General features: G+C 62.7%; 26 protein-coding genes. 5 read left to right on the top strand and 21 right to left on the bottom strand.

Annotation, left to right across the window (positions count from 1 at the left end):
- Positions 1–317 precede the first annotated feature (317 nt).
- Positions 318–1,457, bottom strand: a complete 1,140-nt coding sequence (locus tag EGJ86_RS22880) for a DUF1624 domain-containing protein (RefSeq protein ID WP_125836734.1) — start codon at positions 1,455–1,457, stop codon at positions 318–320.
- Positions 1,458–1,543: 86 nt separating this feature from the next.
- Positions 1,544–2,524, bottom strand: coding sequence for a GlxA family transcriptional regulator (locus tag EGJ86_RS22875; protein WP_125836733.1), 981 nt, complete (start codon positions 2,522–2,524; stop codon positions 1,544–1,546).
- Positions 2,525–2,613: 89 nt separating this feature from the next.
- Here EGJ86_RS22875 and EGJ86_RS22870 point away from each other — a divergent pair, with 89 nt between their 5' ends.
- Together EGJ86_RS22870 and EGJ86_RS22865 are read left to right on the top strand one after the other, a co-directional pair.
- A complete protein-coding gene (locus EGJ86_RS22870; protein WP_125836732.1) occupies positions 2,614–3,816 on the top strand; it encodes an NAD(P)/FAD-dependent oxidoreductase in 1,203 nt (400 codons plus the stop codon).
- Positions 3,817–3,904: 88 nt separating this feature from the next.
- Positions 3,905–5,677, top strand: a complete 1,773-nt coding sequence (locus EGJ86_RS22865; protein ID WP_125836731.1) for a S8/S53 family peptidase — start codon at positions 3,905–3,907, stop codon at positions 5,675–5,677.
- Between the two features lie 12 nt (positions 5,678–5,689).
- On the opposite strand, the gene EGJ86_RS22860 is transcribed toward EGJ86_RS22865, so the two are convergent.
- The 6 genes from EGJ86_RS22860 to EGJ86_RS22835 all read right to left on the bottom strand — a co-directional run bounded on the left by EGJ86_RS22860 (position 5,690) and on the right by EGJ86_RS22835 (position 10,461).
- Complete coding sequence (locus tag EGJ86_RS22860) at positions 5,690–6,220, bottom strand: GNAT family N-acetyltransferase (protein ID WP_125836730.1); 531 nt, start codon at positions 6,218–6,220, stop codon at positions 5,690–5,692.
- A 55-nt stretch (positions 6,221–6,275) separates the two neighbouring features.
- A complete protein-coding gene (locus EGJ86_RS22855; protein WP_125836729.1) occupies positions 6,276–6,845 on the bottom strand; it encodes a DUF1285 domain-containing protein in 570 nt (189 codons plus the stop codon).
- Between the two features lie 104 nt (positions 6,846–6,949).
- Positions 6,950–7,552: a DUF4823 domain-containing protein gene (locus tag EGJ86_RS22850; protein WP_125836728.1), complete on the bottom strand. Its 603-nt coding sequence runs from the start codon at positions 7,550–7,552 to the stop codon at positions 6,950–6,952.
- A gap of 73 nt (positions 7,553–7,625) precedes the next feature.
- A complete protein-coding gene (locus EGJ86_RS22845) occupies positions 7,626–8,519 on the bottom strand; it encodes a radical SAM protein (protein WP_125836727.1) in 894 nt (297 codons plus the stop codon).
- A gap of 270 nt (positions 8,520–8,789) precedes the next feature.
- Positions 8,790–9,758: a GTP 3',8-cyclase MoaA gene (locus tag EGJ86_RS22840; RefSeq protein WP_125836726.1), complete on the bottom strand. Its 969-nt coding sequence runs from the start codon at positions 9,756–9,758 to the stop codon at positions 8,790–8,792.
- 79 nt (positions 9,759–9,837) lie between these two features.
- A complete protein-coding gene (locus EGJ86_RS22835; protein ID WP_003461933.1) occupies positions 9,838–10,461 on the bottom strand; it encodes a TetR/AcrR family transcriptional regulator in 624 nt (207 codons plus the stop codon).
- Between the two features lie 75 nt (positions 10,462–10,536).
- On the opposite strand from EGJ86_RS22835, the gene EGJ86_RS22830 reads away from it, so the two are divergent.
- Positions 10,537–11,670: an aminotransferase class V-fold PLP-dependent enzyme gene (locus EGJ86_RS22830; protein WP_039964815.1), complete on the top strand. Its 1,134-nt coding sequence runs from the start codon at positions 10,537–10,539 to the stop codon at positions 11,668–11,670.
- Between the two features lie 350 nt (positions 11,671–12,020).
- Here EGJ86_RS22830 and EGJ86_RS22825 read toward each other — a convergent pair whose 3' ends face one another.
- The 10 genes from EGJ86_RS22825 to fabD all read right to left on the bottom strand — a co-directional run bounded on the left by EGJ86_RS22825 (position 12,021) and on the right by fabD (position 20,426).
- On the bottom strand, positions 12,021–12,809 hold the full coding sequence (locus tag EGJ86_RS22825) for a TatD family hydrolase (RefSeq protein ID WP_125836725.1): 789 nt from the start codon (positions 12,807–12,809) through the stop codon (positions 12,021–12,023).
- Positions 12,810–12,923: 114 nt separating this feature from the next.
- A complete protein-coding gene (locus EGJ86_RS22820) occupies positions 12,924–13,280 on the bottom strand; it encodes a PilZ domain-containing protein (protein WP_003245164.1) in 357 nt (118 codons plus the stop codon).
- Positions 13,281–13,406: 126 nt separating this feature from the next.
- Positions 13,407–14,399 carry a DNA polymerase III subunit delta' gene (locus tag EGJ86_RS22815; RefSeq protein WP_003461939.1) on the bottom strand — a complete coding sequence of 331 codons (993 nt, stop codon included), beginning with the start codon at positions 14,397–14,399 and terminating at the stop codon, positions 13,407–13,409.
- Positions 14,392–15,024: a dTMP kinase gene (gene tmk, locus EGJ86_RS22810; protein ID WP_003461940.1), complete on the bottom strand. Its 633-nt coding sequence runs from the start codon at positions 15,022–15,024 to the stop codon at positions 14,392–14,394. Before tmk ends, EGJ86_RS22815 begins: the two co-directional genes overlap by 8 nt.
- A 9-nt stretch (positions 15,025–15,033) precedes the next feature.
- The gene (gene mltG / locus EGJ86_RS22805) at positions 15,034–16,089 is read right to left on the bottom strand and encodes an endolytic transglycosylase MltG (protein WP_074855963.1); all 1,056 of its coding nucleotides are present in this window, start codon (positions 16,087–16,089) and stop codon (positions 15,034–15,036) included.
- A gap of 3 nt (positions 16,090–16,092) precedes the next feature.
- Entirely contained in the window at positions 16,093–16,908 is an 816-nt protein-coding gene (gene pabC / locus EGJ86_RS22800; protein ID WP_003461944.1) for an aminodeoxychorismate lyase, read from the bottom strand.
- The gene (fabF, locus tag EGJ86_RS22795; RefSeq protein WP_003461946.1) at positions 16,908–18,152 is read right to left on the bottom strand and encodes a beta-ketoacyl-ACP synthase II; all 1,245 of its coding nucleotides are present in this window, start codon (positions 18,150–18,152) and stop codon (positions 16,908–16,910) included. Before fabF ends, pabC begins: the two co-directional genes overlap by 1 nt.
- 111 nt (positions 18,153–18,263) lie before the next feature.
- On the bottom strand, positions 18,264–18,500 hold the full coding sequence (acpP, locus tag EGJ86_RS22790) for an acyl carrier protein (protein WP_003245177.1): 237 nt from the start codon (positions 18,498–18,500) through the stop codon (positions 18,264–18,266).
- 228 nt (positions 18,501–18,728) lie between these two features.
- Positions 18,729–19,472: a 3-oxoacyl-ACP reductase FabG gene (gene fabG, locus EGJ86_RS22785; RefSeq protein WP_003245179.1), complete on the bottom strand. Its 744-nt coding sequence runs from the start codon at positions 19,470–19,472 to the stop codon at positions 18,729–18,731.
- A 15-nt stretch (positions 19,473–19,487) separates the two neighbouring features.
- Positions 19,488–20,426 carry an ACP S-malonyltransferase gene (gene fabD / locus EGJ86_RS22780; RefSeq protein WP_003461948.1) on the bottom strand — a complete coding sequence of 313 codons (939 nt, stop codon included), beginning with the start codon at positions 20,424–20,426 and terminating at the stop codon, positions 19,488–19,490.
- Here fabD and EGJ86_RS25030 point away from each other — a divergent pair.
- Complete coding sequence (locus EGJ86_RS25030) at positions 20,425–20,691, top strand: hypothetical protein (RefSeq protein WP_039964818.1); 267 nt, start codon at positions 20,425–20,427, stop codon at positions 20,689–20,691. The two genes, fabD and EGJ86_RS25030, sit on opposite strands and share 2 nt — an antisense overlap.
- Before the next feature lie 5 nt (positions 20,692–20,696).
- Here the strand turns inward: EGJ86_RS25030 and plsX are convergent, their stop codons facing one another.
- From plsX to EGJ86_RS22760, 3 genes are read right to left on the bottom strand one after another with little or no spacing between them, the layout of a single operon-like run.
- Complete coding sequence (gene plsX, locus EGJ86_RS22770; RefSeq protein WP_003461950.1) at positions 20,697–21,707, bottom strand: phosphate acyltransferase PlsX; 1,011 nt, start codon at positions 21,705–21,707, stop codon at positions 20,697–20,699.
- 3 nt (positions 21,708–21,710) lie between these two features.
- Positions 21,711–21,893: a 50S ribosomal protein L32 gene (rpmF, locus tag EGJ86_RS22765; RefSeq protein WP_003245185.1), complete on the bottom strand. Its 183-nt coding sequence runs from the start codon at positions 21,891–21,893 to the stop codon at positions 21,711–21,713.
- Positions 21,894–21,906: 13 nt separating this feature from the next.
- Positions 21,907–22,434: a YceD family protein gene (locus EGJ86_RS22760; protein ID WP_003461952.1), complete on the bottom strand. Its 528-nt coding sequence runs from the start codon at positions 22,432–22,434 to the stop codon at positions 21,907–21,909.
- A gap of 388 nt (positions 22,435–22,822) precedes the next feature.
- Here EGJ86_RS22760 and EGJ86_RS22755 point away from each other — a divergent pair, with 388 nt between their 5' ends.
- Entirely contained in the window at positions 22,823–23,404 is a 582-nt protein-coding gene (locus EGJ86_RS22755) for a nucleoside triphosphate pyrophosphatase (protein ID WP_003461954.1), read from the top strand.
- Positions 23,405–23,520 lie beyond the last annotated feature (116 nt).

The following is a 23,520-nucleotide window of genomic DNA, read 5'->3' as shown; positions in this document are numbered from 1 at the left end:
GTTGCACAGGTCGCATACCATCAATGAAAAGGCCAGAGACAAACCCTGGCCTTTTTGCGTTCAAGGGGATGAGTATCAGCGCCAATGTGGTTGCGGCTTGCCCCGGTGCGCACAGCGCACCCTACGACAGCCGCTCTCGGAAGCACGTCATTGAGTCGCGTCAACCATCGCCCACAAGCGGGCTCCTACAGCATGCTCTGCAGCGCCCAGCGCCCAGCGTCATGCCGATGCCGGCCAGCGAGCGTAGGGTACGCCGTGCGCACCGGAATTTCCGAGGTACCAGCTGGTGCGCGCGGCGCACCCTACGACAGAGATTCCTAGAGGTACTTCAGCCAGCGCATGTCGCGACGCCGCGCCTTGAGCCGCGCGAACCACTGCGTGGGCGCAAACAGCACCAGCGCCAGCAGCACGGTCGTAGCCCAGACCCACCCCATCGAATCGAAGCCGAAGTAGTGCCCCTGGTTCGCACCCCAGATGGCCAGGGCGGTGACATAGAGCAACTTCAGCACGTACAGGTGCAGCAGGTAGAAGAACATCGGAGCACTGCCGAATACAGCCAGGGTACGCACCAGGCGCCCGTCGTTGCGGCGCTCGAAGGCCGCCAACAACAGCAGGCCGATACCCAGCGTCAGCGCCAAAAACAGCAGCGCCGGCGGATACTTGGTGATATTGAACAAGCCCATCAGCGTTTGCAGCGCGGTTTCTTCAACGACCCAGGGCTTCTCGCCATAGCCGTTGAGCAGGCGCAGCAGAACGAACAGCGCCAGCGCAGCGAAACCGACTCGACGCAGCAATTGCAGGCGCTGCTCGGGCGCGCTCGCGCCGCGAAACCACGGGCCAATCACATAGCCCAGGGCGATCACCCCGATCCACGGCAGCACCGGGTACGAGGTGCGCAGTCGTAGTGTCTCAGAAAACTCCAGCCAGCCGCGGTCATGCAGGATCGCCCAGGGAATATGCAGCGCCGACTCTGGGCCGAAGTGCAGCCCATCGAGCAGATTGTGCCCCGCCACCAGCGCCAGCCCCAGCACGGCCAGCAGCGCTCGCGGCAGCCATAGCAGCGCGGCGAGCGCCAGCATGCTCCGGCCGCTGGCCCAGATCACCTGCAGGTAGATCACCGTGGGCGGGAACTGGAAGGTCCAGGCGAAGTTGACCAGGGTGAACTCCAGCACCACCAGAAACAGCCCGCGCTTGAACAGAAAGGCGCTGGTCGCCGCCCGGCTCATCTGCTTCTCGCCATAGAGAAACGCCGAAAGCCCGGTGAGCAGGATGAATACCGGCGCGCACAGATGCGCCAGGGTACGGCTGAAGAACAGCGCAGGCTCGGTGGCGGTCACGTCCATCGGGTCGCCGACCTGCAGGTGCAGGTAGAAGGTTTCGCGAACGTGATCGAGCAACATGAAGAGGATGACTAGACCGCGCAGGGCGTCGATCGAGAGCAGACGATTGGAGGACATGGAGGACTTCGAATGGGGCCAACAGGAAATGTAATATCATAACAAATACTGCTAAGCCGATGTCATCCGAGTGCGGCGCAGAACCGTCAGCGCGAGAAACGTCTTCGATAATCCCGTGGTGAAATCGCCAGGTGTCGCTGGAATGTCGCGCGCATTCGTTCCTCGTCACCGAAGCCGCATTGCCGGGCGACCACATCGATATTACGGGTGGAGTCCTCCAGCAACCTGCGCGCCGCTTCGAGGCGGAAAATTTCCACGGCCTTGGCTGGCGTGCGTCCGGTCTTCTGTTTGTACAGGCGAGAGAAATGCCGCGGGCTCATGTGGCAGCGCTCGGCCATGGCCTCGATATTCAGCTCAGGGCTGTCCAGATGGTCGCCAAGCCAGCGGTGCAGCTCATCGAAGGTCGAGGTGTCCTTAGCCTGCGCCTGCAGCAACTCGCTGAACTGCGCCTGCCCGCCAGGACGCTTGAGAAAGACCACCAGCTCACGCGCCACCTGCATGGCCACCTCTCGCCCGCAGTCGGCTTCGACCAGTGCCAGGGCGAGGTCGATACCGGCACTGACACCCGCGGAGGTCCACACTGCGCCCTGCTCGACGAAGATGGCGTTGCTGTCCACTTCGATGGCCGGGAAACGCGCCTTGAGCATGTCGCACATCGCCCAATGCGTCGCCGCACGCTTGCCCTCGAGCAGCCCCGCGTGAGCCAGCAGAAAGGTACCGCTGCATACGGAGGCCGTGCGCCGCACTCGGCGTGCGCTGCTGGCGATCCAGGCGATCAGCTCGGTCGATTCGGCCACCGCGCGCTCGATTTCCGGCGCACCAGGCACGATCAGCGTATCGACCTGCGCCAGCTTTACCTCTGCCAGCGGCTGGGTATCCACCACCAGGCCTTCGGCAGTGCCCACCAAACCGCCCGCAAGGCTGACAGTGAGGCGCTCGTAACCCGGCAAACCGCGCTCGTGCATGGCCTTGGTGGCCGCCCAGAACACCGTCTGCGCGCCGGTAAGATCGAGCAGGCCGACTTGCGGGTAGGCGAGGAACAGAATGGTACGCGGGCGAGTTGGCATGATTTCGGGGGTATATGTCGTATCTGCCGAAATGCTCCTCTCCTAGCATGGCTCCGTCAAACGAAACGTGCCAAAGCCAGGAGTACCAGATGAAACAACGCATTCTGATTGTCGGTGGTGGTTTTGCCGGGGTATGGAGCGCCCTCAGTGCCATGCGCCTGCTCGACCAACACGGACGAACGGATATCGGCGTGACCTTGCTTGCCCCTCAGCCGGAGCTGCGCATTCGACCGCGCTTCTACGAGCCGAATGTGCACAGCATGAAAGCGCCACTGACAGAGCTGCTGGCAGCCGTTGGGGTGGAATTCGTACAGGGCATGGCCGAGAGCATCGATGCACCGCGTCAGCAGGTCAGCTACCGCGACGCCGCCGGCAAGGTGGGGAACCTGAGCTACGACCGCTTGGTGCTGGCCTCGGGTAGCCGCCTGATGCGCCCAGCGCTGGAAGGCATGGAAGCGCATTTGTTCGATGTCGATGAAATCGAGCAGGCGGTGCGCCTGGAGCAGCATCTGGCGAGCCTGGCAGAGCGTCCGCACAGCACCGCACGCAATACCGTGGTGGTCGCCGGCGGCGGCTTTACCGGCATCGAGACCGCTACGGAAATGCCGGCACGCTTGCGCGCTCTGCTCGGTGATGACGCCGCCATTCGCGTGGTAGTGGTCGACCGTGGCGAAGAGATTGCCGCCGTGCTGGGCGACGGCATTCGTCCAGCGATCAGCGAGGCATCGCGGGAACTGGGAATCGAATGGTGCCTGGGGCGCATGGTGGTGGCGGTCGATGCCGACGGCGTGACCCTGGATGACGGCCAGCGTATAGCCTCCAATACCGTGATCTGGACCGTGGGTTTTCGCGCCAGCGCACTGACCGAGCAGATCAGTGCTCCACGTGATCATCAGGGACGACTGCAGGTAGATAGCCAGCTCAAGGTCCAGGGTCAGCCGGTGATCTTCGCAGCAGGCGATACCGCCCGCGCCGCAACGGACGATGTTGGCAACTTCAGCGTGATGTCCTGCCAGCACGCCATCGCCTTGGGTCGCCACGCCGGCAACAACGCAGCAGCCGAATTGATCGGGGTAGCGACAACGCCCTACAGCCAGCCCAAGTACGTGACCTGCCTCGATCTCGGCGCCTGGGGTGCGGTGTACAGCGAAGGCTGGGATCGCCAGGTAAAACTGATCGGCAGTGAAGCCAAGACGTTGAAGCAGCAGATCAACAGCCTGTGGATCTACCCGCCGGTCGCTGATCGCGCCATCGCCCTGGCAGCAGCTGACCCGGCAATTCCAGTGGCTTGAGCAAACCAACCACTTCACGTCTCCACCTGAACGAAGCGCGGCGAAGGCAGTCGGAAATGCAGGACAATCGTCAAGGAAACCCTGCCCCATGCTGCCCAACCGCGCCCTCCTTTCCGCCTTCGTCGTGGCCCTGCTCAGCCCTCTTGCCGAGGCGCAGGAGCCGTTGCGCATCCAGAGCCTGCAACGCTGCGGCGACCTGCTCGCCAGTGAAAAGCAGGAATGGTGCATGCAGGTGCGTGGCCTTGGCGCGAAGTTGCCCAAGCTGCACCTCGGCGACGACACCCTGCCCGCTTCGGCGGTCAAACGCACGGGCGATGGCCTGCGCCTGCAACTGAGCAGCGACAAACATCGCAGCGCACCGCTGTGGCTGGAGGACGACTCGCGCGCCAGCAATCCGGTGTGGCTGTCGCTGCACCGCAGCCATGTGCTGGCTGCCGGGCCGGATGAAGTGGCGAAGAACATGGATGGCCTGACCACCTATGTCGACCTGGTCAGCCTGCTGATCGAGGAACGCCACGACGGCCTCGACGAGGCCAAGCGCCTAGCGAAGAAGTACGACGCCAAGGTAGTCGGCGCCATCCCACCGCTGAACGTCTACCAACTGCGCCTGCCAGTGAAGAACCTGACCGAGCGCGATGCGCTGGTGTTACGTATCGGCAACGAAGTCAGCGTCGATGCTGTGGTGGTGGAAGAAAGCGCACCAGAGCGTGGCGAAGAAAGCGAGGCCGCCCGCAAGTCGGCACATAAACCGGAAAAGAACTCCGAGGAATGGGCCGCGAACCGCTTCATGGATGCGGTCAACTATTACCAGCGACGCATCCCGGCGGGCGACACGCCCATCGAAGCCGAGCCGATTCGCGTCGTCGTGATCGAGCGCAACGTCGACTTCGACGCGCCCGACTTCGCCGACTACCTCGGCGCCTGTTCCGATGGCAAACCGCGCACCTGCGTCTATGCGCGTGATGCCGACGAGCCGGACAACCACGGCAGCACCGTGGCCGGCATCCTCGCCGCGCACTGGGACAAAGGCGGCAACACCGGATTCCTGCGCGGGCTGGACAAAGCAAGCCAGGGCTTCGAAGTCATCGTCGAACGCAACTCGGACGCCGGCATCACCGCCAACATCGCCGCCTCGGTGAACCTGGTGGAAGACGGCGTGCGCGTACTCAACTGGAGCTGGGGCATCCACCGCGTCGGCACGCGCAATGTCGAAGGCGACGAGATCGATTCGCTGGTGCGGTCCGGCATCGCCATGAGCGGCTACGAAGAATTGCTTGAGGAGTTCTTCCTCTGGCTGCGCGAGGAACACCCGGACGTGCTGGTGATCAACTCCGCCGGCAACGGTTCGTCCTTCTCCGGCCGGGACGAATACCGCCTGCCCTCCTCGTTCATTACCGAGCAGTTGCTGGTGGTCGGCGGGCATCAGCGCAGCAAGGAAAAAGAGGCCGAAATCGACGACCCGACTTACGTGGTCAAACGCGACTCATCGAACGTCGACATGCGTGTCGATATCACCGCCGCCGCCTGTGCCCGCGCGTCCACCCAAGAGGTCGATGCCACCGGCGATGTGCATTGTGGCACCTCCTACGCCACGCCCCTGGTCACTGGCGTGGTCGCAGCCATGCTGTCGATCAATCCGCGCCTGCAGCCGGAACAGGTACGCATGCTGCTACGGCGCAGCGCCATGACCATCGGCGGCGATTACGACTTCGAACCGATGGACGCCGAAGACCTGACCGCGCCGATCCTGCCATCGGAGCGCAACTACAAGATGAGTGACAAGGACGTGGGCCGCTCGGCGCGACTGGATATGCAGAAGGCGCTGGACCTGGCGGTGCAGAGTCGCGATCGGGTGCGTTGAGGGCCGTTCAGGTCACTCGCCGGAAACCCGCTCGTAGAGCTCGACCGGCTCGACCTTGCCCTGGGCGCCGCACTGGCTGTGGCCCAGGCCCAAGTGACGGAAGCCGGCCTTGAACAGCACCCGGCCGGATTGCGGATTGCGCGCCAGGTGGCTGGCGTGCAGCCGGCGCAAACGAAGCTGCTGGAAGGCGAAGTTCACCAGGGCATTGCAGGCCTCACTGGCATAGCCACGGCTCCAGTAAGGCACGCCGATCCAGTAGCCCACCTCGGCCTCGCCTCGGCCAATATCCTTGAGCGCCATGCTGCCAACTAGCGTGCCGCTGTCCGACTCGGTGATGATGAAGTTGGCCGCCACGCCGCGCGCCCAATCCTGCGCACAGCGTTCGATCCACTGCTGCGCCAGCTCGGCCGGATAGGGATGGGGAATACTGCTGGTGACATCGGCAATACGAAAATCACCGGCCAGGCGCTGAACCTCGTCGGCATCCTGTAGCTGCGGTGGGCGCAGCGTCAGCCGTTCGGTTTCGATGCGGTGCTCATCCATATGCGTCTCCTGTCAAATCCATGGGGTGCGCCAGCGCCGCTTGCGCATCGCCCGTTCAGGCCGGAGAAGGCCCGATGGGATAGAACACCCCGGCGCTCCACACACCCAACCAGGGTTCTCCGTCGACCTCGCGCTCCACCGCCAGTTCCACCAGCTGATAGAACACGTTGCGGTGAATCAGCGCCTCGAGGTTACGCCGCACCAGAATGTAGGGCGAGGGTTCGAGTGTCGCAGGGTCGATCTCGACACGGATAGGATGCTCGCCGCCTGCGACCACTTCGTCCTCGACGTTGGTGGTGAAACACAGCACCTGCGCTTCCCCCTCGCCTTCGACCTGCAGGGTCACGGCGACGAAGGGCGCATCCTCGACCTGGATGCCGACCTTCTCCACCGGCGTAATCAGGAAGTAGTCGTCGCCGTCACGGCGAATGATCGTGGAAAACAGCCGCACCATGGGTTTGCGGCCGATGGGCGTGCCCAGGTAATACCAGGTGCCATCGCGGGCGATTCGCATGTCGATATCGCCACAGAAATCGGGATTCCACAGGTGCACGGGGGGCAAGCCCTTGCCTTCACCCTTGGGGATCTGCGCCAGCAGATCGCCCGCCTTGCCTGGATCGCTCATGGTCTTTCCTCGTCCAGTTCGATTCGAACGGACGAGGATACACCGTGCCACCTGTCGCGGCTAAAGCCCCTCCCACAAGAGCGGCGCGCCGATTGTCCCTACTCTTAGCGTCCCACGCCCAACAGGCTGCGCGCATAATCATGCAGCGGCGGGCCGATGAGGTCCTGCGGCTGGGCGTCGTAAAACGTCAGGAATCCGCCACGGCTGCGAATCCGCGCGGTGTCGACCAGGAAGCGAGTATTAGTTTCGATCAGCATCAGCTGGATCGAGGCGCGGTCCGTACCAAGGCGATCCACAGCCTCCTGATCCTCCCACTCTTCCAAGGTGCCGATACGGTCGTCGCTGTAGGCGAAACGGGCGTACAGCAAGTAGTGCGCGCCAGCGCTGCGCGCCTCGGCCATGGCTTCGTCCAGGCCTGCAGGCTGGCGTGCACGACGTACCAAAGGGAAATATTCGACGAAGCCCTTGAAGGCTTCCTCGGCTACCACATTGGGCCGCGGATAGCCGTGGCCCGGCGGCACGAAGTGCCCCTGAGCGATATAGATGAAGGAGTCCTGCTGCAGGCGCCGCGAAGCCATGCGCTCGGTGCGACCGTGATCGAGAAACCCGGCGTCGCGCAGGTGGTACTCGGCGCCACTGGCCAGATCACTGACCTTCATGCACCCGGTCAGGCCCAGCAGCGCCACCAGTAGAAGCAGGTTACGCATGAATGAATCCTCCTCGTGCCGGTGACGGAAAACCGGCGGATAAGGCATAGATGCAGGTTCTGCGCCAGCCTCGTCAAAGCCCGCGCTGCCACTCCTGACGCAGATTGGCCTGTTGTGGCCGCTCGATAGCCTCACGCACCTGCGCCAGAAGACGCGCCTTGTCACGCCCAAGATTGCCCTTGAGCACCAGGTAGTTGGACGCGTGATCACTGCGAAACACCGTCTGTTGCAATTCGAGGCCCTGCAGCAGACGCTCAACCTCACCGAATAGTTGCAGCTGCGTCAGCGGCTGGTAATCAGCGAACTGCTCGCGAAAGCGCGCCTCCCCTATGGGGAAACTGACTACCAGAGTAGAGAGGTACTCAGGCTGGGACTCGTTCATCAGGCGAGCCGAGTTGTCCGCATGCTGATCGCTGAGCACCTGACCACCGAGCCCGTTGAGAATCATCACGGAGCGGGTGATTCCGGCCTGGCCAACCTTATCCAGAGCACTGAGGCTGGACTCGAAAGTCTCGCCCTTGTTGACCCGCGCCAGCACCTCGTCATCACCGGACTCGCAGCCGACATAGGCCATCTTCAATCCGGCATCAGCCAGTTCCTTGAGCTCATCCACCGATTTCTTGCGCAGGTTGCGCGGCAGGCAATAGCTGGAAACCCGGCGCACCTCGGGCATGTGCTCGCGGATGGCTTGCAGGATGGCCAGCAGGCGCCGAGTTGGCAGCACCAGCGCGTCGCCGTCGGCGAGAAACACCCGATTGACGATCAACCGCTCGCCCGCACGACGAATTTCCTCCAGCACCTGCGCCTCATCACGGGCGCGGAATTTCTTCTGCGGCGCGGTGTACATCTCGCAGAAGGTGCACTGGTTCCAAGAGCAGCCGTTGGTAACCGGCAGAATCAGCGACTGCGCCTCACTCGGCGGGCGAAACACTGGCTCGATGTAAGCGATGGGAAAGGTGGCGGGCATGCAGGCAGTCACTCGGTTGGTTGGCGCCCCAGCAGTTTATCCGGGCCTGGCGTGACTGCCGAGCCACTTAGGCCTTGGCCACAAGCGTCAGGACATCGCTCAGTTTGCGCTGACGTCGGGTGGCACGGCGCTCTGTTTCAACCCATCGACGATGATGGCCGTGGGTTAAAGCCCACCTTACAGCCCTACTCTTCGGGGCCGGGCGGAACTCAGCTTCAGCCCAGCAGCGATGCCAGACCTGAGCCCAATCCCCCAGCAACGCCGCGAGAGTCAGCCGCCGATGATCTTCATCACGGTGACGCCGCCGGAGAAGGCCAGATCCTGTTTGTCACCCAACGCCTTGACCAGCAATCGCTGCAACGCTGGCAAGGCCTGGTGACGCGGCTTGTCCAACAAGTCACCGACAAAGTGGCGGTTGCTCGACGACAGGCAGCCATGCAGCCAACCGGTAGACGACAAGCGCAGGCGCGAGCAGGTACGGCAGAACGGCACGCTTTCGTTGGCGATCACGCCGAAATGACCGGTGCCGGGAATGGCATAACGCATCGCCGTGGCATCCACCGGAGCGCTAGCCTGCACGTACTGGTGACGGCTGCCGATCAGCTCCAGCAGCTCCGGCAGACCGACGAATTGCTGGTTGAAGGCATTGGGGTCGCGCGCGAGATGGCCCATGCGCATCAGTTCGATGAAGCGCAGTTCGAAACCGCGCTCCAGGCAGTACTCCAGCAGTGGCAATACCTGATCCAGGTTCTGTCCGCGCAGCGGCACCATGTTGACCTTGATCTTCATCCCGGCTTCGCGCGCCGCTTCCATGCCAGCCAGCACGGTGGCCAGGTCGCCACCGCGGGCGATGCTGCGAAAAGCGTCGGCGTCGAGGGTATCGAGGGAAACATTCAGACGGCGGATACCGCATTCGATCAGCAGCGGCAGCTTGCGCTCGAGCAACTGGCCGTTGGTGGTGAGGCTGATATCGTCGAGGCCGAGTTGGCTGACCTGGCGCAGGAAAGGCTCCAGGCGCGTGCTGACCAGGGGCTCACCACCGGTAATGCGCAAGCGCTCTATACCGGCGGCTTCGATCAGGTAAGCGACGCCACGCGCCATGGCGTCAGCGGAGAGTTCGTCCTGAGCGGCGACCAGGCGCTTGCCGTTCGGCACACAGTAGGTGCAGGCGTAGTTGCAGGCGGCGGTCAGGCTGACGCGAAGATTGCGGAAGCGTCTGCCCTGGCGGTCGACGATCATTGGGAACTCCAGTTCGTTAAGAGCCGGAGTATATCGCTATGTCGGCCACGGCACAGTCCCGTGGCCGACATGCCAGGCGTCAGGCGTCGCGCTTGCGCTTGTTACCCATGCGCACGCCGATGTCCATGAGGAACTGGAAGAAGCCTTCCTGATCCTCGAGCACATTGCTCCAGAACGGCGAGTGATACAGCGCCACGGCGCCGTGCACCAGGGCCCAGGCGGCGCAGTAGTGGAAGTATGGCGGCACGTCTTCCAGCTTGCCTTCGGCGATGCGGCCCTTGATCAGCTGGGTCAGACGCTCGAAGTTGGAAGCACGGATCTTGTGCAACTGCTCGACCATTTCCGGCACTTGATTGCCCTTGACCACCTTCTCTTCGAGGCGATCGAACAGGCGATAGCGTTGCGGATCGCGCATGCGGAATTCGAAGTACGCACGCGACAGCGCTTCCTTGTCACGATCCACATCGGCCGAATGCAGCAGTTCGTTGAGATCGCGCTCGTAGTCGAGCATCAGGCGCAGGTAGATCTCCGCCTTGGACTTGAAGTGCTTGTAGATAGTGCCTTTGCCGATACCGACCGCATCAGCGATCATCTCGACAGTAACGCTGTCTTCTCCTTGTTCGAGGAAGAGTTTCAGCGCGGTATCGAGAATTTCTTGCTCGCGGCGACGGAATTCGCGGACCTTACGGGGTTCTTTCTGCATAAAGGGACTACGGGGTCAAAAATCGAAGCCACTTATTATGCCCAAATGCGGCCAAATTGCACGGATCATCCGACCATGTACGTGTTTCATGATGAGTTCCCTCTGGAAAATGGACTGCGCTATCTGAACCATGCGGCTGTCGCCCCCTGGCCGAAACGCAGTGCTGAAGCGGTTCGACGGTTCTCGGAAGCGAACGTCAGCAGCGGTGCGCGTGACTATCCCGACTGGCTGAAACTTGAGCGTAGCCTACGCGAACGCCTTGTGCGCCTGATGAACGCACCAAGCACCGGTGATATTGCACTGGTCAAGAATACCTCCGAGGCACTCTCGTTCGTGGCCTTCGGCCTGGACTGGCGAGCTGGCGACCAGGTGATCATCAGCGACGAGGAATTCCCTTCCAACCGCATCGTCTGGCTGGCGTTGGCCGCCCAGGGCGTGGAAGTGGTCGAAGTCAGTCTCAAGGGCGATGATCCGGAGGCAGCGCTGCTAGCCGCCTTCACCCCGCGTACACGCCTGTTGTCGATCAGCGCCGTGCAGTTCGCCAGCGGCCTGCGTCTCGATCTGCCGCGCCTAGGCCGCGGCTGCCGCCAGCATGGCGTGCTGTTCTGCATTGATGCCATCCAGCAACTGGGTGCCCTGCCCTTCGACGTTCAAGCCTACGACTGCGACTTCGCCATGGCCGACGGCCACAAGTGGATGCTCGGCCCGGAGGGCCTGGGGGTGTTCTATTGCCGCAGTGCGGTACGCGATCAGCTGAAACTGCACGAGTATGGCTGGCACATGCTCGAACATGCCGGCGACTACACCCGCCAGGACTGGCAGCCAGCCCGCAGTGCACGGCGCTTCGAATGCGGCAGCCCGAATATGCTGGGGGCCTTCGCTCTGGAGGCGAGCCTGTCGTTGCTCGAGGAAGTGGGCATGGAGCGGGTCGGCGTGCTGGTGGGAAAACGGGTTCAGCGCCTGAACGATGGTATTCGCGAATTGCCTGGTGCAGTGATCCATAGCCCGCTCGACCCTGCGCGTCGTGCCGGTATTCTCAGTTTCAGCCTGGCGGGCTGGGACAATCCGGCGCTATATCAGCGCTTGCGCGAGGAGCAGGTGATCTGCGTGCAACGCGGCCCAGGAGTGCGTTTATCGCCGCATTTCTACACCAGCGAGCAGGTGATCGAGGAAACGCTGAGCCTGCTAACCCAGCTGGCAAAAGGGTGAGGACTCACCAGCGCCCGTGGTATTCCAAATCCGTTTAAAAAACTCAGGCTTTGGCCTGGACGCTCGCGAATCATGGCCAATACTGGAACGTACTGGTGTGCGGCATCTCCCCCCAAGTGCCCCGCCAGCCAAGGTACCGTGGACCGCGTACCTTGATTTACTCCTAATGGTCTTGACCCGGATTCATCCCCCAGAGTCCGGGTTTTTTTTGCTCAGCGGATCGCCGTTCCCGTAGGGTGGGGTAGCCGCCTGTCACGATCTGACTGCTGAGCTGGATCTGGGTGCGGCGTAACCCACCATAGCTGCAACGCCTCACGTCGCCTGGTGCGCGCCGCGCCACCTACGGGCTGTTATGCGTCAGCCACACCAGCCAACGGGAACAGACGCTTGAAGTTGCTCGAGGTCTGCTCAGCCAGCACCTCGTAGCTAACCCCACGCAGCACCGCCAGGTACTCGGCCACTTCACGTACGTATTGCGGCAGGTTGGGCTTGCCTCGGTGCGGCACGGGCGCCAGGTAAGGCGAGTCGGTTTCCACCAGCAGACGGTCAGCCGGCACCTGGCGCGCCACATCGCGCAGCGCCTCGGCATTGCGGAAGGTGACGATGCCGGACAGGGAAATATAAAAACCTATGTCCAGCGCGGCCCTGGCCATCTCCCAGTCTTCGGTGAAGCAATGCAGCACGCCAGCCTGTGGCAGCGCCGCTTCGCGCAACAACGCCAGGGTGTCGGCGCGGGCCTCGCGGGTATGTACGATTACCGGCTTACCCGTGATGCGCGCCGCCTCCAGGTGCAGACGGAAAGAGGCCTGCTGCAACGCAGCGGATTCCGGCTCGTAGTGGTAATCCAGACCGGTCTCACCAATGGCCACCACCTTCGGGTGCGCCAGCTCACCGAGTAGCCAATCCAGCGCCGGCTCGGCGCCCGGCTCCAGATCCAGCGGATGCACGCCCACCGAACAATCGACATCGGCATAGCGCTCGGCCAGGCCCTTGACCGTGGCGGCGTTGTCAGCGCTGACGCCAATACACAGGAAATGCCCGACGCCGGCGGCGCGCGCCGCATCCAGAGCAGCATCCAGCGAACCGCCATGGGCAGCGAGGTCGAGACGATCAAGGTGGCAATGGGAGTCGATCAGCACAGCGGGAGAACTCGGGCAAAGGGAAAGCCCGAATTGTAATCGAAAGTGGCAGGCGCCTGGACGCTCTGGAGGAGATGCTTCGGCCGCGAGGACAGTACGCGCGCGGCCGGCGGGTTACATGGTGTGAGTCGGGCGGTCGGACTTCAGCGCACCAGCGAGGTAGGTTTCGATCTTGTTGCGAGCGGTGTTATCGCCGTCGTTGAACTGTACGCCGACACCGGCGGCGCGGTTGCCCTGAGCGCCTTTCGGGGTGATCCACACCACCTTGCCGGCCACCGGAATCTTCTCCGGCTCATCCATCAGGTTGAGCAGCATGAACACTTCGTCACCGAGCTTGTAGCTCTTGTTGGTGGGAATGAAGAGACCGCCATTCTTGATGAAAGGCATGTAGGCCGCGTACAGCACGGACTTGTCCTTGATGGTCAGGGACAGAATTCCGTTACGGGGACCCAGATTGGGTGGCAGGCTCATCAGCACATTCCTGGCGTTTATTGCTTAATGGCCGATTCTAGGGCTTGTTCATGCTCATGCGCAAACAACCGGGCGGCAGGCAGCCAGCAGAATGTGACGCCCTGCCGAATCCGGCTCTCGCGCCAGTCAGCCGCGATCCTGTCCTGGCAAGGCGGCCCACTGCACCAGCAAGGCTTCCAGTAGCAGCACACGATTGAGGTTGGCTTTACCCATCACCTTCTGCCTTTGCGCGAGCAGCCATTCCTGAATCGCCAATACCTTGGCCTGCGCGCTCTTGTCCGCCAGGTACTGCACCACCTTGCGCATATCGACCTGGCCCAGGCCTTCCTCGTCCTTGGTCAGTTGGTAGCGCAACATCAGTTGCGCCCAGTCGCAGAACCAGTCGAACAGCAGATTCAGCGGCAGTGAGTTCCAGCTTTCCGCCAGTTGGCTCGGGGAGATCTGCTGCTTGAGCAGTTTTTTCACCCCCTCCACGGCCTGGGCACGCTGTTCGCGCACACCTTGAGCATGCAGGCGCACGGCAGCCAGCGGCGAACCCGCCGCGAGCGTGAGCAGGTCGGCGCGCTCATCGTCACCCAGTTCGGGCAGTGCCTGGGCCAGCCAGGCCAGGCTCATCGCCTCGCTCGGCAAGGGGCAGGCCTGCTGCACGCAGCGACTCTTGATGGTCGGCAACAAGCGGCTGGGCTGGTGGCTGATAAGCAGCAGCACGGTATTGCCGGACGGCTCTTCCAGGCTCTTGAGCAGCGCGTTGGCGGCGTTGAGGTTCATCGCCTCGGCCGGCTCCAGCAGCACCACCTTGCGCCCACCCAGCTGCGCGGTCTGCACCACGAAGTCGACCAGCTCACGCACCTGATCGACCTTGATCGGCTTGTCCGCCTCTTCGGGCTCCAGCACGTAGTTGTCCGGGTGCGTACCGGCAGCCAACAGATGACAGGATTTACAGTTGCCACAGGCATCCAGCCCATTCGGGTTCTGGCATAGCAGGCGCGCCATCAGGCGCTCGGCCAGCGCACGCTTGCCGATGCCGGCCGGACCATGCAGCAGGTAGGCATGGGCGTGCTGGCTACGCCCGGCGAGTTGCTGCCAGAGCGCTTTTTGCCAGGGATAGACATCAGCCACGGCAAGCCTCCAGCAGGCTCGGCAGCAAGGCATCGATATCGGCCTGCACCTGAGCCAGGGTCTGCCCGGCATCCAGCACGCGATATCGTTGTGGCGCCTGCTCGGCGCGCTGCAGATAGGCCTGGCGTACCGCTTCGAAGAAGCCACGGCCTTCCTGCTCGAAACGATCCAGGCGACCGCGAGCCGAGGCGCGAGCCAGACCGATCTCCACCGGCAGATCAAAAATCAGCGTCAGATCAGGGCGCAGCTCGCCCTGAACGAACTGCTCAAGCTGCGCGATGCGTTCGATGGAAAGACCCCGACCACCACCCTGGTAGGCGTAGGTGGCATCAGTGAAACGGTCGCACAGCACCACGCTGCCCTTGGCCAGAGCCGGACGAATGACCTGCTGCAGATGCTGGGCACGGGCGGCGAACACCAGCAGCAATTCGGTATCGGCCGCCATCGGCTCATCGCTAGGATCGAGCAGCAATTCACGGATCCGCTCGGCCAGCGGCGTACCACCTGGCTCACGGGTCAGCAGCACATCGATGCCCTGCTCGCGCAGGCGCTCGGCCAGATATTCGCGGTTGGTGCTTTTGCCGGCGCCTTCCGGGCCTTCCAGGGTAATAAACAGACCGGTCATGGGTTGCCCTTATTCGGTTTCGGCCGCCGCGCGTGGCGCGGGGCTGGAGCGGTAGTCGGCACGACGCTTGAGCTGATATTCGCGCACCGCGCGGTTGTGCTCGGCCAAGGTGTTGGAGAACACGTGGCTACCGTCGCCTCGCGCGACGAAATACAGTGTGGTGCCATCGAGCGGGTTGAGCGCGGCGTGAATCGCCTCGCGGCCAACCATGGCGATCGGCGTCGGCGGCATGCCGTCGATGGTATAGGTGTTGTAGGGCGTTGGCGTACGCAGGTCGGCGCGGGTGATGCGGCCGTTGTAGCGCTCGCCCATGCCGTAGATGACGGTGGGATCGGTCTGCAGGCGCATGCCCATGCGCAGGCGACGCACGAACACGCCAGCAATCTCGCCGCGCTCTTCGGGTACACCGGTTTCCTTCTCGATCATCGAGGCCATGATCAACGCGTCGTACGGCTCGCGATAGGGCAAACCCTCGGCGCGCTGCTGCCACTCTTCAGCCAGAACACGCTCCAGACGGGCGTTGGCCTGCTTGAGCAGGTCTTCGTCGCTCATGCCGCGCACGTAACGATAGGTATCGGGGAAGAAACGCCCTTCCGGGTTCTGCCCGGCCATACCCAGGCGCTCCATCAGCTGGGCATCGCTGAGATCGGCCAGGCGCTGCTCCAGACGCTCCTGGCGGGCCAGAGCGGCGCGCACCTGGCGGAAGTTCCAGCCCTCGACCAGGGTCAGGCTGTACTGCACCACCTCACCGCGCTGCCACAGGCCAAGCATGTCGCGGGCGCTGAGTTCCGGTAGCAGGCGGTATTCGCCGCTGTGCATGGCAGGCGCATTCAGATTGAAGCGCCAGTAAAGGCGCAGCCAGAAGGCATTGTCGATGACACCTTCTGCTTCCAGACGATTGAGCAGGCCGCTCGGCGTAGCGCCGGACGGCACCTCCAGAAGCATTTCTTCAGCCAGATGCAGAGGCTGCTCCAGCGCTCTTTGCTGCTGCCAGGCAGCACCAACTACCAGTAGAGCAGCCAACAACACGCCGCATTCAAGCAGCACCAGGATCTTGCGTAGCACCAGTTAGTTACTCAGTAGGTCGCAGACGATGGCCTGCAGTTTACGGGTGAGCGGCCCGACCGACCAGTGTCGCTCTTGCAGCGCCCGTACAGGCCAGATGCCGTAAAGGCTGTTGCAGAGAAAGACTTCATCGGCATCCAGGAGTTCGTCGAAGGAAACATCGCGTAACTCGACAGACAGCCCGAGCAACTGCGCCTGCTGCAGGATCTCCGCACGCATCACCCCGGCCACGCCACAACGCGACAGCTGCGCACTGACCAACCCGCCATCGACGACCAGGAACAGGTTGCTGTACACCCCCTCGATGACCCGGCCACTGCTGTCGCGCATCAGGCCCTCGGCACACTCGGGGTCCTGCCATTCGGCTCGGGCCAGTACCTGTTCCAGGCGATTGAGGTGCTTGAGCCCGGCCAGCAGCGGTTGCTCAGCCAGACGCGTCTCACAGGGAAACAGTCGCACGCCCTGCTCGGCATGCGCAGCGGGATACTGCGGCAGCGGCGCCGCCTGCAGGATGCGCAGCGGCTGACAGGGTTGCGGCGGCGCGTAGCCACGCTGGCCCTCACCGCGGCTGACGATGAGTTTGGCGACGCCCTCACCCAGCAGCCCGGCGAACGCCTGTAGCTCGTGCTCAATGAGAACCAGATCGAGGGGAATGGACAGGCGCCGACAACCATCGGCCAGGCGCGCCATATGCCGCGCCAGCAGCGGGATGCGCCCGCCGCGCACGGCGATGGTCTCGAACAGACCATCGCCATAAGCCAGGCCACGGTCGCGAACCGACAACTGCTCGCCGGGCGCACCGTTGACCCAGCTCAGCATCAGCCGTGGTACCGACGGAACAGCAGTGAGCCGTTGGTGCCGCCGAAGCCGAAGGAGTTCGACAGGGCGATTTCGATCGGCATGGCCTTGGCCTGATGCGGCACAAAGTCCAGGTCGCAGCCTTCGTCCGGCTCGTCGAGGTTGATGGTCGGCGGCGCCACCTGATCACGGATCGCCAGCACGCTGAAGATCGCCTCCACCGCACCTGCCGCACCGAGCAGGTGGCCGGTCATGGATTTGGTCGAGCTGACCGACAACTGGTAGGCGTGATCACCGAACACGCTCTTGACTGCCGCAGCTTCGGCAATATCGCCAGCCGGGGTCGAAGTGCCGTGGGCGTTGATGTACTGCACCTGGTCGGCATTGACACCGGCATCGCGCAGGGCGGCGGCCATGCAGCGCGCCGCGCCGGCACCGTCCTCGGGCGGCGAGGTCATGTGGAATGCATCGCCACTCATACCGAAGCCGATCAGCTCGGCATAGATGGTGGCACCACGCGCCTTGGCGTGTTCCAACTCCTCCAGCACCAGGGCGCCGGAACCGTCGGACAGCACGAAACCGTCACGGCCCTTGTCCCATGGACGGCTGGCCTTGGTCGGCTCGTCGTTACGCGTCGACAGCGCACGCGCGGCACCGAAGCCACCCATGCCCAGGCCGCAGGCTGCCATCTCGGCGCCGCCGGCGACCATCACATCGGCTTCGCCATAGGCGATGTTGCGCGCGGCCATACCAATGCAGTGCGTGCCGGTAGTGCACGCCGTGGCGATGGCGTAGTTCGGCCCCTGCAGACCCAGGTGGATCGACAGGAAGCCGGAAATCATGTTGATGATCGAGCCAGGCACGAAGAACGGCGAAATGCGCCGCGGCCCTTGCTCGTGCAACGACTTGCAGTTGTTCTCGATATTGGTCAGGCCGCCGATGCCGGAGCCCATGGCCACACCGATACGCTCACGATTGGCGTCAGTGATGTCCAGCCCGGAATCACGCACGGCCTGGAAGCAGGCAGCGAGACCGTACTGGATGAACAGGTCGAGCTTGCGCGCCTCCTTGGCGGAGAGATATTCCTCGACATTGAAGCCCTTGAGCGACCCGCCAAAACGGGTGGAGTAGGCCGACAGGTCCATATGCTCGATCAGACCGATGCCACTGCGCCCGGCCAAAATGCCCTGCCAGCTGCTCGGCACATCGTTACCCAGTGGCGACAGCATGCCCATACCGGTAACCACGACGCGTCTACGCGACACAGCAATCTCCTCTTGTTCTACTCAGGCGCCACATGCGCCCTGCACGTAAAGAAAAACCGCACGCCTGATTAGGGCAGTGCGGCTTTTCTCGATCAGAAAGCTGACGGTGACTTATTGCGCGTGGGCAGTCACGTAGTCGATAGCTTCTTGAACGGTGGTGATTTTCTCAGCTTGCTCGTCCGGGATCTCGGTCTCGAATTCTTCCTCGAGAGCCATCACCAGCTCAACGGTGTCAAGAGAGTCGGCACCCAGGTCTTCAACGAAGGAAGCGCTGTTGGTTACTTCCTCTTCCTTGACGCCAAGTTGCTCAGCAACGATTTTCTTGACGCGTTCTTCGATGGTGCTCATACCTTGTTTTCACTCCTATTGGACAAATCCAGGCAGCTGGTAGCGGCCAAGTGTATAGAAAGGGTTTTTAGCATTTCAAGCTGAATGCCGGGGAGCCCCCAGGAACACTTCAACGATCTGTCTATAAACCTGTTGCAGCTTTATAACGGATTTTAGACAGCCACTATGACAGTTTTCTGATGGCTCGCGTCACATTCGAGAGCCTCCGGGCATTCGGAGGCGCCCTTTTTAACTCATGTACATACCGCCGTTCACCGGGATAGTAGCCCCTGTGACATAACCTGCGCCATCGGAAGCCAGGAAACCGACTACCTTGGCGATCTCTTCGGCCTGCCCCAAACGGCCCAGCGGAATCTGCGTCAGCAGCGCGTCGCGCTGGCCTTCCGGCAGCTCACGGGTCATATCGGTGTCGATGAAACCTGGGGCCACCGAGTTGACCGTGATACCGCGCGAGCCGACTTCACGCGCCAGGGCGCGGCTGAAACCTTCCAGACCAGCTTTGGCTGCAGCGTAGTTGACCTGACCGGCATTGCCCATCGCACCGACCACGGAGCCGATGTTGATGATGCGGCCGAAACGAGCCTTGGTCATGCCACGCAGCACGGCCTTGGACAGACGGTAGAGGCTGTTCAGGTTGGTGTTGATGACGTCATGCCACTCGTCGTCCTTCATGCGCAGCATCAGGTTATCGCGGGTGATACCGGCGTTGTTGACCAGGATCAGCGGCTGACCAAGATGTTGCTGGATATGTTCGAGGGTGGTGGCAACCGATTCGTCGTTGCTCACGTCGAGCACCAGACCGGCGCCTTCGACGCCATTGGCCTTGAGGGTTTCGGCGATACGCTCAGCACCCGAGGCACTGGTCGCGGTGCCGATGACGATGGCGCCCTGACGACCCAGTTCCAGAGCGATTGCCTGACCGATACCACGGCTGGCGCCGGTGACCAGTGCGACTTTACCTTGCAGACTCATGTTCGTTCTCCTTGCTCAAGCCAGGGCTGCGCGAGCGGCAGCAAAAGCATCCGGGGTATCCAGGTTGTGAGTATTGATGCCTTTGACGCAGCGCTTGTTCAGGCCGCTCAGCACCTTGCCAGGGCCGCATTCGATCAGATCGGTCACGCCCTGTTCGGACAGACGCACCATCGACTCGACCCAGCGTACCGGGCTGTATAGCTGCGCCAGCAGATCAGCCTTGAGGGTGCCCAGATCGGATACCACGGCGGCACTGACGTTCTGCACCAGCGGGATTTGTGGTGCCTGCCAGCTCAGCGCCTCGACCGACTCGGCGAAACGCTCGGCTGCCGGCTTCATCAGCGCACAATGCGACGGCACGCTGACCGGCAGCGCCATGGCGCGCTTGGCGCCACGGGCCTTGCAGGCTTCGATGGCGCGCTCGACGGCAGTGGCGCTACCGGCGATCACCACCTGGCCGGGGGCATTGAAATTCACCGCACTGACCACATCACCCTGCGCCGCTTCGGCGCAGGCGGCCAGCACGTCGGCATCTTCCAGACCGAGGATGGCGGCCATACCGCCCTGCCCGGCCGGAACAGCCTGCTGCATCAATTGACCACGACGCTCCACCAGCTTCACGGCATCGACAAAGGCGATGCTGCCAGCTGCGACCAGCGCGGAGTATTCACCCAGGCTGTGACCAGCAACGAAAGCGGGCTTGGCACCACCCTCGGCCTGCCACAGACGCCACAGGGCGATGGAAGCAGTGAGAATGGCCGGCTGGGTCTTGTCGGTCTGGTTCAGTTGCTCTTCCGGCCCTTGCTGGGTCAGTGCCCAGAGGTCGTAGCCGAGCGCTTCGGAAGCTTCGCCGAAAGTATCGAGCACCAGCTGCTGCCGGGCACCGTGGTCGGCAAGCATGGTCAGGGCTTGCGAGCCTTGACCGGGGAAGACGAATGCGAGGGATGCAGACATGAATAAGTCCCTTGAGTCGAAAAACCAACGCCAGGCGAGCCTGGCGCAGCAAACTGACAGTTGGATGACAGGCTGCGCGCAGCGGTCACATTCCGCCGCACGCCACGCCCTGAAGGGCGCCTCTAAAAACGTAGGCGAGGCAGCCAGCGCAAGGCAAAAACAGGCGAAAAAGCGCAGTTTACGCGCTGTAAATGAGCATTTTGAGCCTGTTTTTAACGCCGCGATGGCAACGCAGGTAGTTTTTAGAGCTGCCCTGAAAACGTGACGAGTTTACAGTAACAAGTCCTCGAGGCGACCATGCAGTCGCTGCGGCAAATTCTCCTGCACCTCGCGCAGCGCACAGCGAATGGCACTCTGAAAGCTTTCCTGGCCAGCCGCACCATGACTCTTGACCACGATGCCCTGCAGCCCGAGAAAGCTCGCACCATTGTGCCGCGCCGGCGCCAGATCAGCCTTCAGGCGTCGCAACAACGGCATCGCCAGGGCACCTATCGCCTGGGCGAACAACCCATCGCTGAACAGCGTCTCGACCCGCCCGGTGATCATCCTGGCCAGGCCTTCGCTGGATTTGAGCAGGATATTGCCAACGAAGCCGTCGCACACCACGACATCGGCTTCGCCGCGATACATGCCGTCGCCCTCTATGTAGCCGATGAAGTTCAGCCCATGCGCCTGCTGCAGCATATTGGCCGCCAGCTTGACCTGCTGATTGCCCTTGATGTCTTCGGTACCGACATTGAGCAAGGCGACTCGCGGCCGAGAAACGCCCAGCGTCTCGGCCGCCACGGCGCCCATGATCGCGAACTGATAGAGGTGCTCGGCACTGCAATCGACGTTGGCGCCCAGATCCAGCAGGTAGCAGTGACCGCGCTCGGTGGGAATCGGGCTGACCATGGCCGGCCGATCGATCCCCGGTAGCGTCTTCAGCACGTAACGCGACAGCGCCATCAGCGCACCGGTATTGCCGGCACTGACGCAGGCATGCGCCTGGCGCTGGCGCACCAGCTCCAGCGCCACGCGCATCGAGGCATCCGGCTTGCCGCGCAGGGCCTGAGCCGGACGTTCGTCCATGGCGATCACTTCACTAGCGTGATGAACCTGCAGGCGCGAGCGATCGACGCCGGACTGGCGAGCGAGCTGTTCTTCGATAAGGGGAGCTTGGCCGACGAGGGCCAGGTGCAGCGAGGGGAATTCGGCCAGCGCAGAAATGCAGGCCGGAACAATGCAGTGGGGACCGAAGTCCCCACCCATTGCATCAATCGCGATGATCGAGGCGGACAAGGATTACTCGTCAGCGCCCTTGTCGATCACTTTGCGACCACGGTACACGCCTTCCGGAGAAACGTGGTGGCGCAGGTGAACTTCACCGGTGCTCTTCTCTACGGACAGGGTGCTGGCCTCGAGGGCGTCGTGCGAACGACGCATGTCGCGGGCGGAACGGGATTTTTTGTTCTGCTGAACAGCCATAATTGATTAACTCCTAAACGTTTGGGTCACGCTTTAACTGCGCCAATACACTGAACGGGTTGGACCGCGATACCTCGTCCTCGCCTGGCACGGGCTCATCGAGACCGTCCGGCTGCTGGCAATCACCAGGGGCATGAGCAGGAACGATGGGCAAGGCGAGAAGCAACTCTTCCTCGACCAGACCAAGCAGCTCCAGCGGCTCTTCGCCCACTTCCAGCACGTCGTAGCCCTTAGGCAAGGACTGAGTGTTCGCTCCAACCCGAACCACGGCGTATTCACATTCGCTGCGGATGGGTAGCGCGACCAGCTCCAGACAACGCTGGCAGACCATTTTGACCTCAACCTCGAGCTCACTGCGGATAACCACAGTTTTCTGCTCGTCACGGGCGAAATGAAACTTCGCCTGCACCGCGCCAACCGTATCGGAAAGCGGGTCGCAAAGACGCGGCAGGCTGGCTAGTTCGAGCCGCCCTTCAAGGGTAGCTTCGCGGTCGGCGAGCTTGCGCGGATCAACGTGAGGTGGAATCGGCCCATTCAACATAGGCGCAGCATTCTAGGGATGCACCCTGCCCATGTCAAAGGAAATTCAGCCTGTCTTCAGGGGCACCTCTAAAAACTACCAGCGTTGCCATCGCGGCGTTAAAAACAGGCTCACAGCCGAAGGCTGAACGCGCTTTAGCGCGACCCCGAAGGGGTGAGCGAAGCGAATCAAGCGCTCATTTACAGCGCGTAAAGTCGGGCGCGACCCCGGTCATTTTTCGCCTGCTTTTATGGGGCCGCCATCGGTATTGCGCTGACTGCCTCGGCTCGGGCTTCCTGCTTCACTCTACCTCCTGCATCCTTGCAGTCGTCGCCTACGTTCTTAGAGGCGCCCACAAGTAGCGGCGATCAGTAGAATTCCCCGCCCACCTATATAAAAGGAAGAGAACATGCCCGCACTGCTGCTCGCCTCCAGTTCACCCTACCGTCGCGAGCTGCTCGAACGCCTGCAACTGCCCTTTACCTGGCAATCGCCGAGCATCGACGAAACCCGCCTGCCCGGCGAAGCAGCCATCGACCTGGTCAAGCGCCTGGCCGAAGAAAAGGCCCGCGCCCTCGCCGCCAGCCATCCTGAGCATCTGATCATCGGCTCGGACCAGGTCGCCGCACTCGGCGATGGACAAATACTCGGCAAACCCCACGATCTGCCGAGAGCCCAGCAACAGCTGCGCGCCGCCAGCGGTAGCAGCGTCACCTTTCTGACCGGACTGGCACTGCTCAATTCGAGCACCGGCAAATGCCAGGTCGAATGCGTACCCTTCACCGTGCATTTTCGCCCACTGAGCGACGAGCAGATCCTGCGCTACCTGCAACGCGAGCAGCCATTCGATTGCGCCGGCAGCTTCAAGTCCGAAGGTCTGGGCATCAGCCTGTTTCGCAGCACCGAGGGCGAAGACGCCACCAGCCTGGTCGGCCTGCCACTGATTCGCTTGGTGGACATGCTGATCAACGAAGAAATAGAAGTGCCGTAGGGGGGGGGGGGGCCCCCCCCACACGGGGGGGGGGGGGGGGCCCCCCCCCCCCGGGGGGCCCGGGGGGGGTAGGGAAAAACAGGCCCCCCGGCCGCGCGGGGGGGGGGCGGGGGGGG

It is taken from the genome of Pseudomonas sp. o96-267 (assembly GCF_003935465.1).
Lineage (GTDB): Bacteria > Pseudomonadota > Gammaproteobacteria > Pseudomonadales > Pseudomonadaceae > Aquipseudomonas > Aquipseudomonas sediminis.
This window is presented reverse-complemented; position numbering and strand designations above follow the sequence as displayed.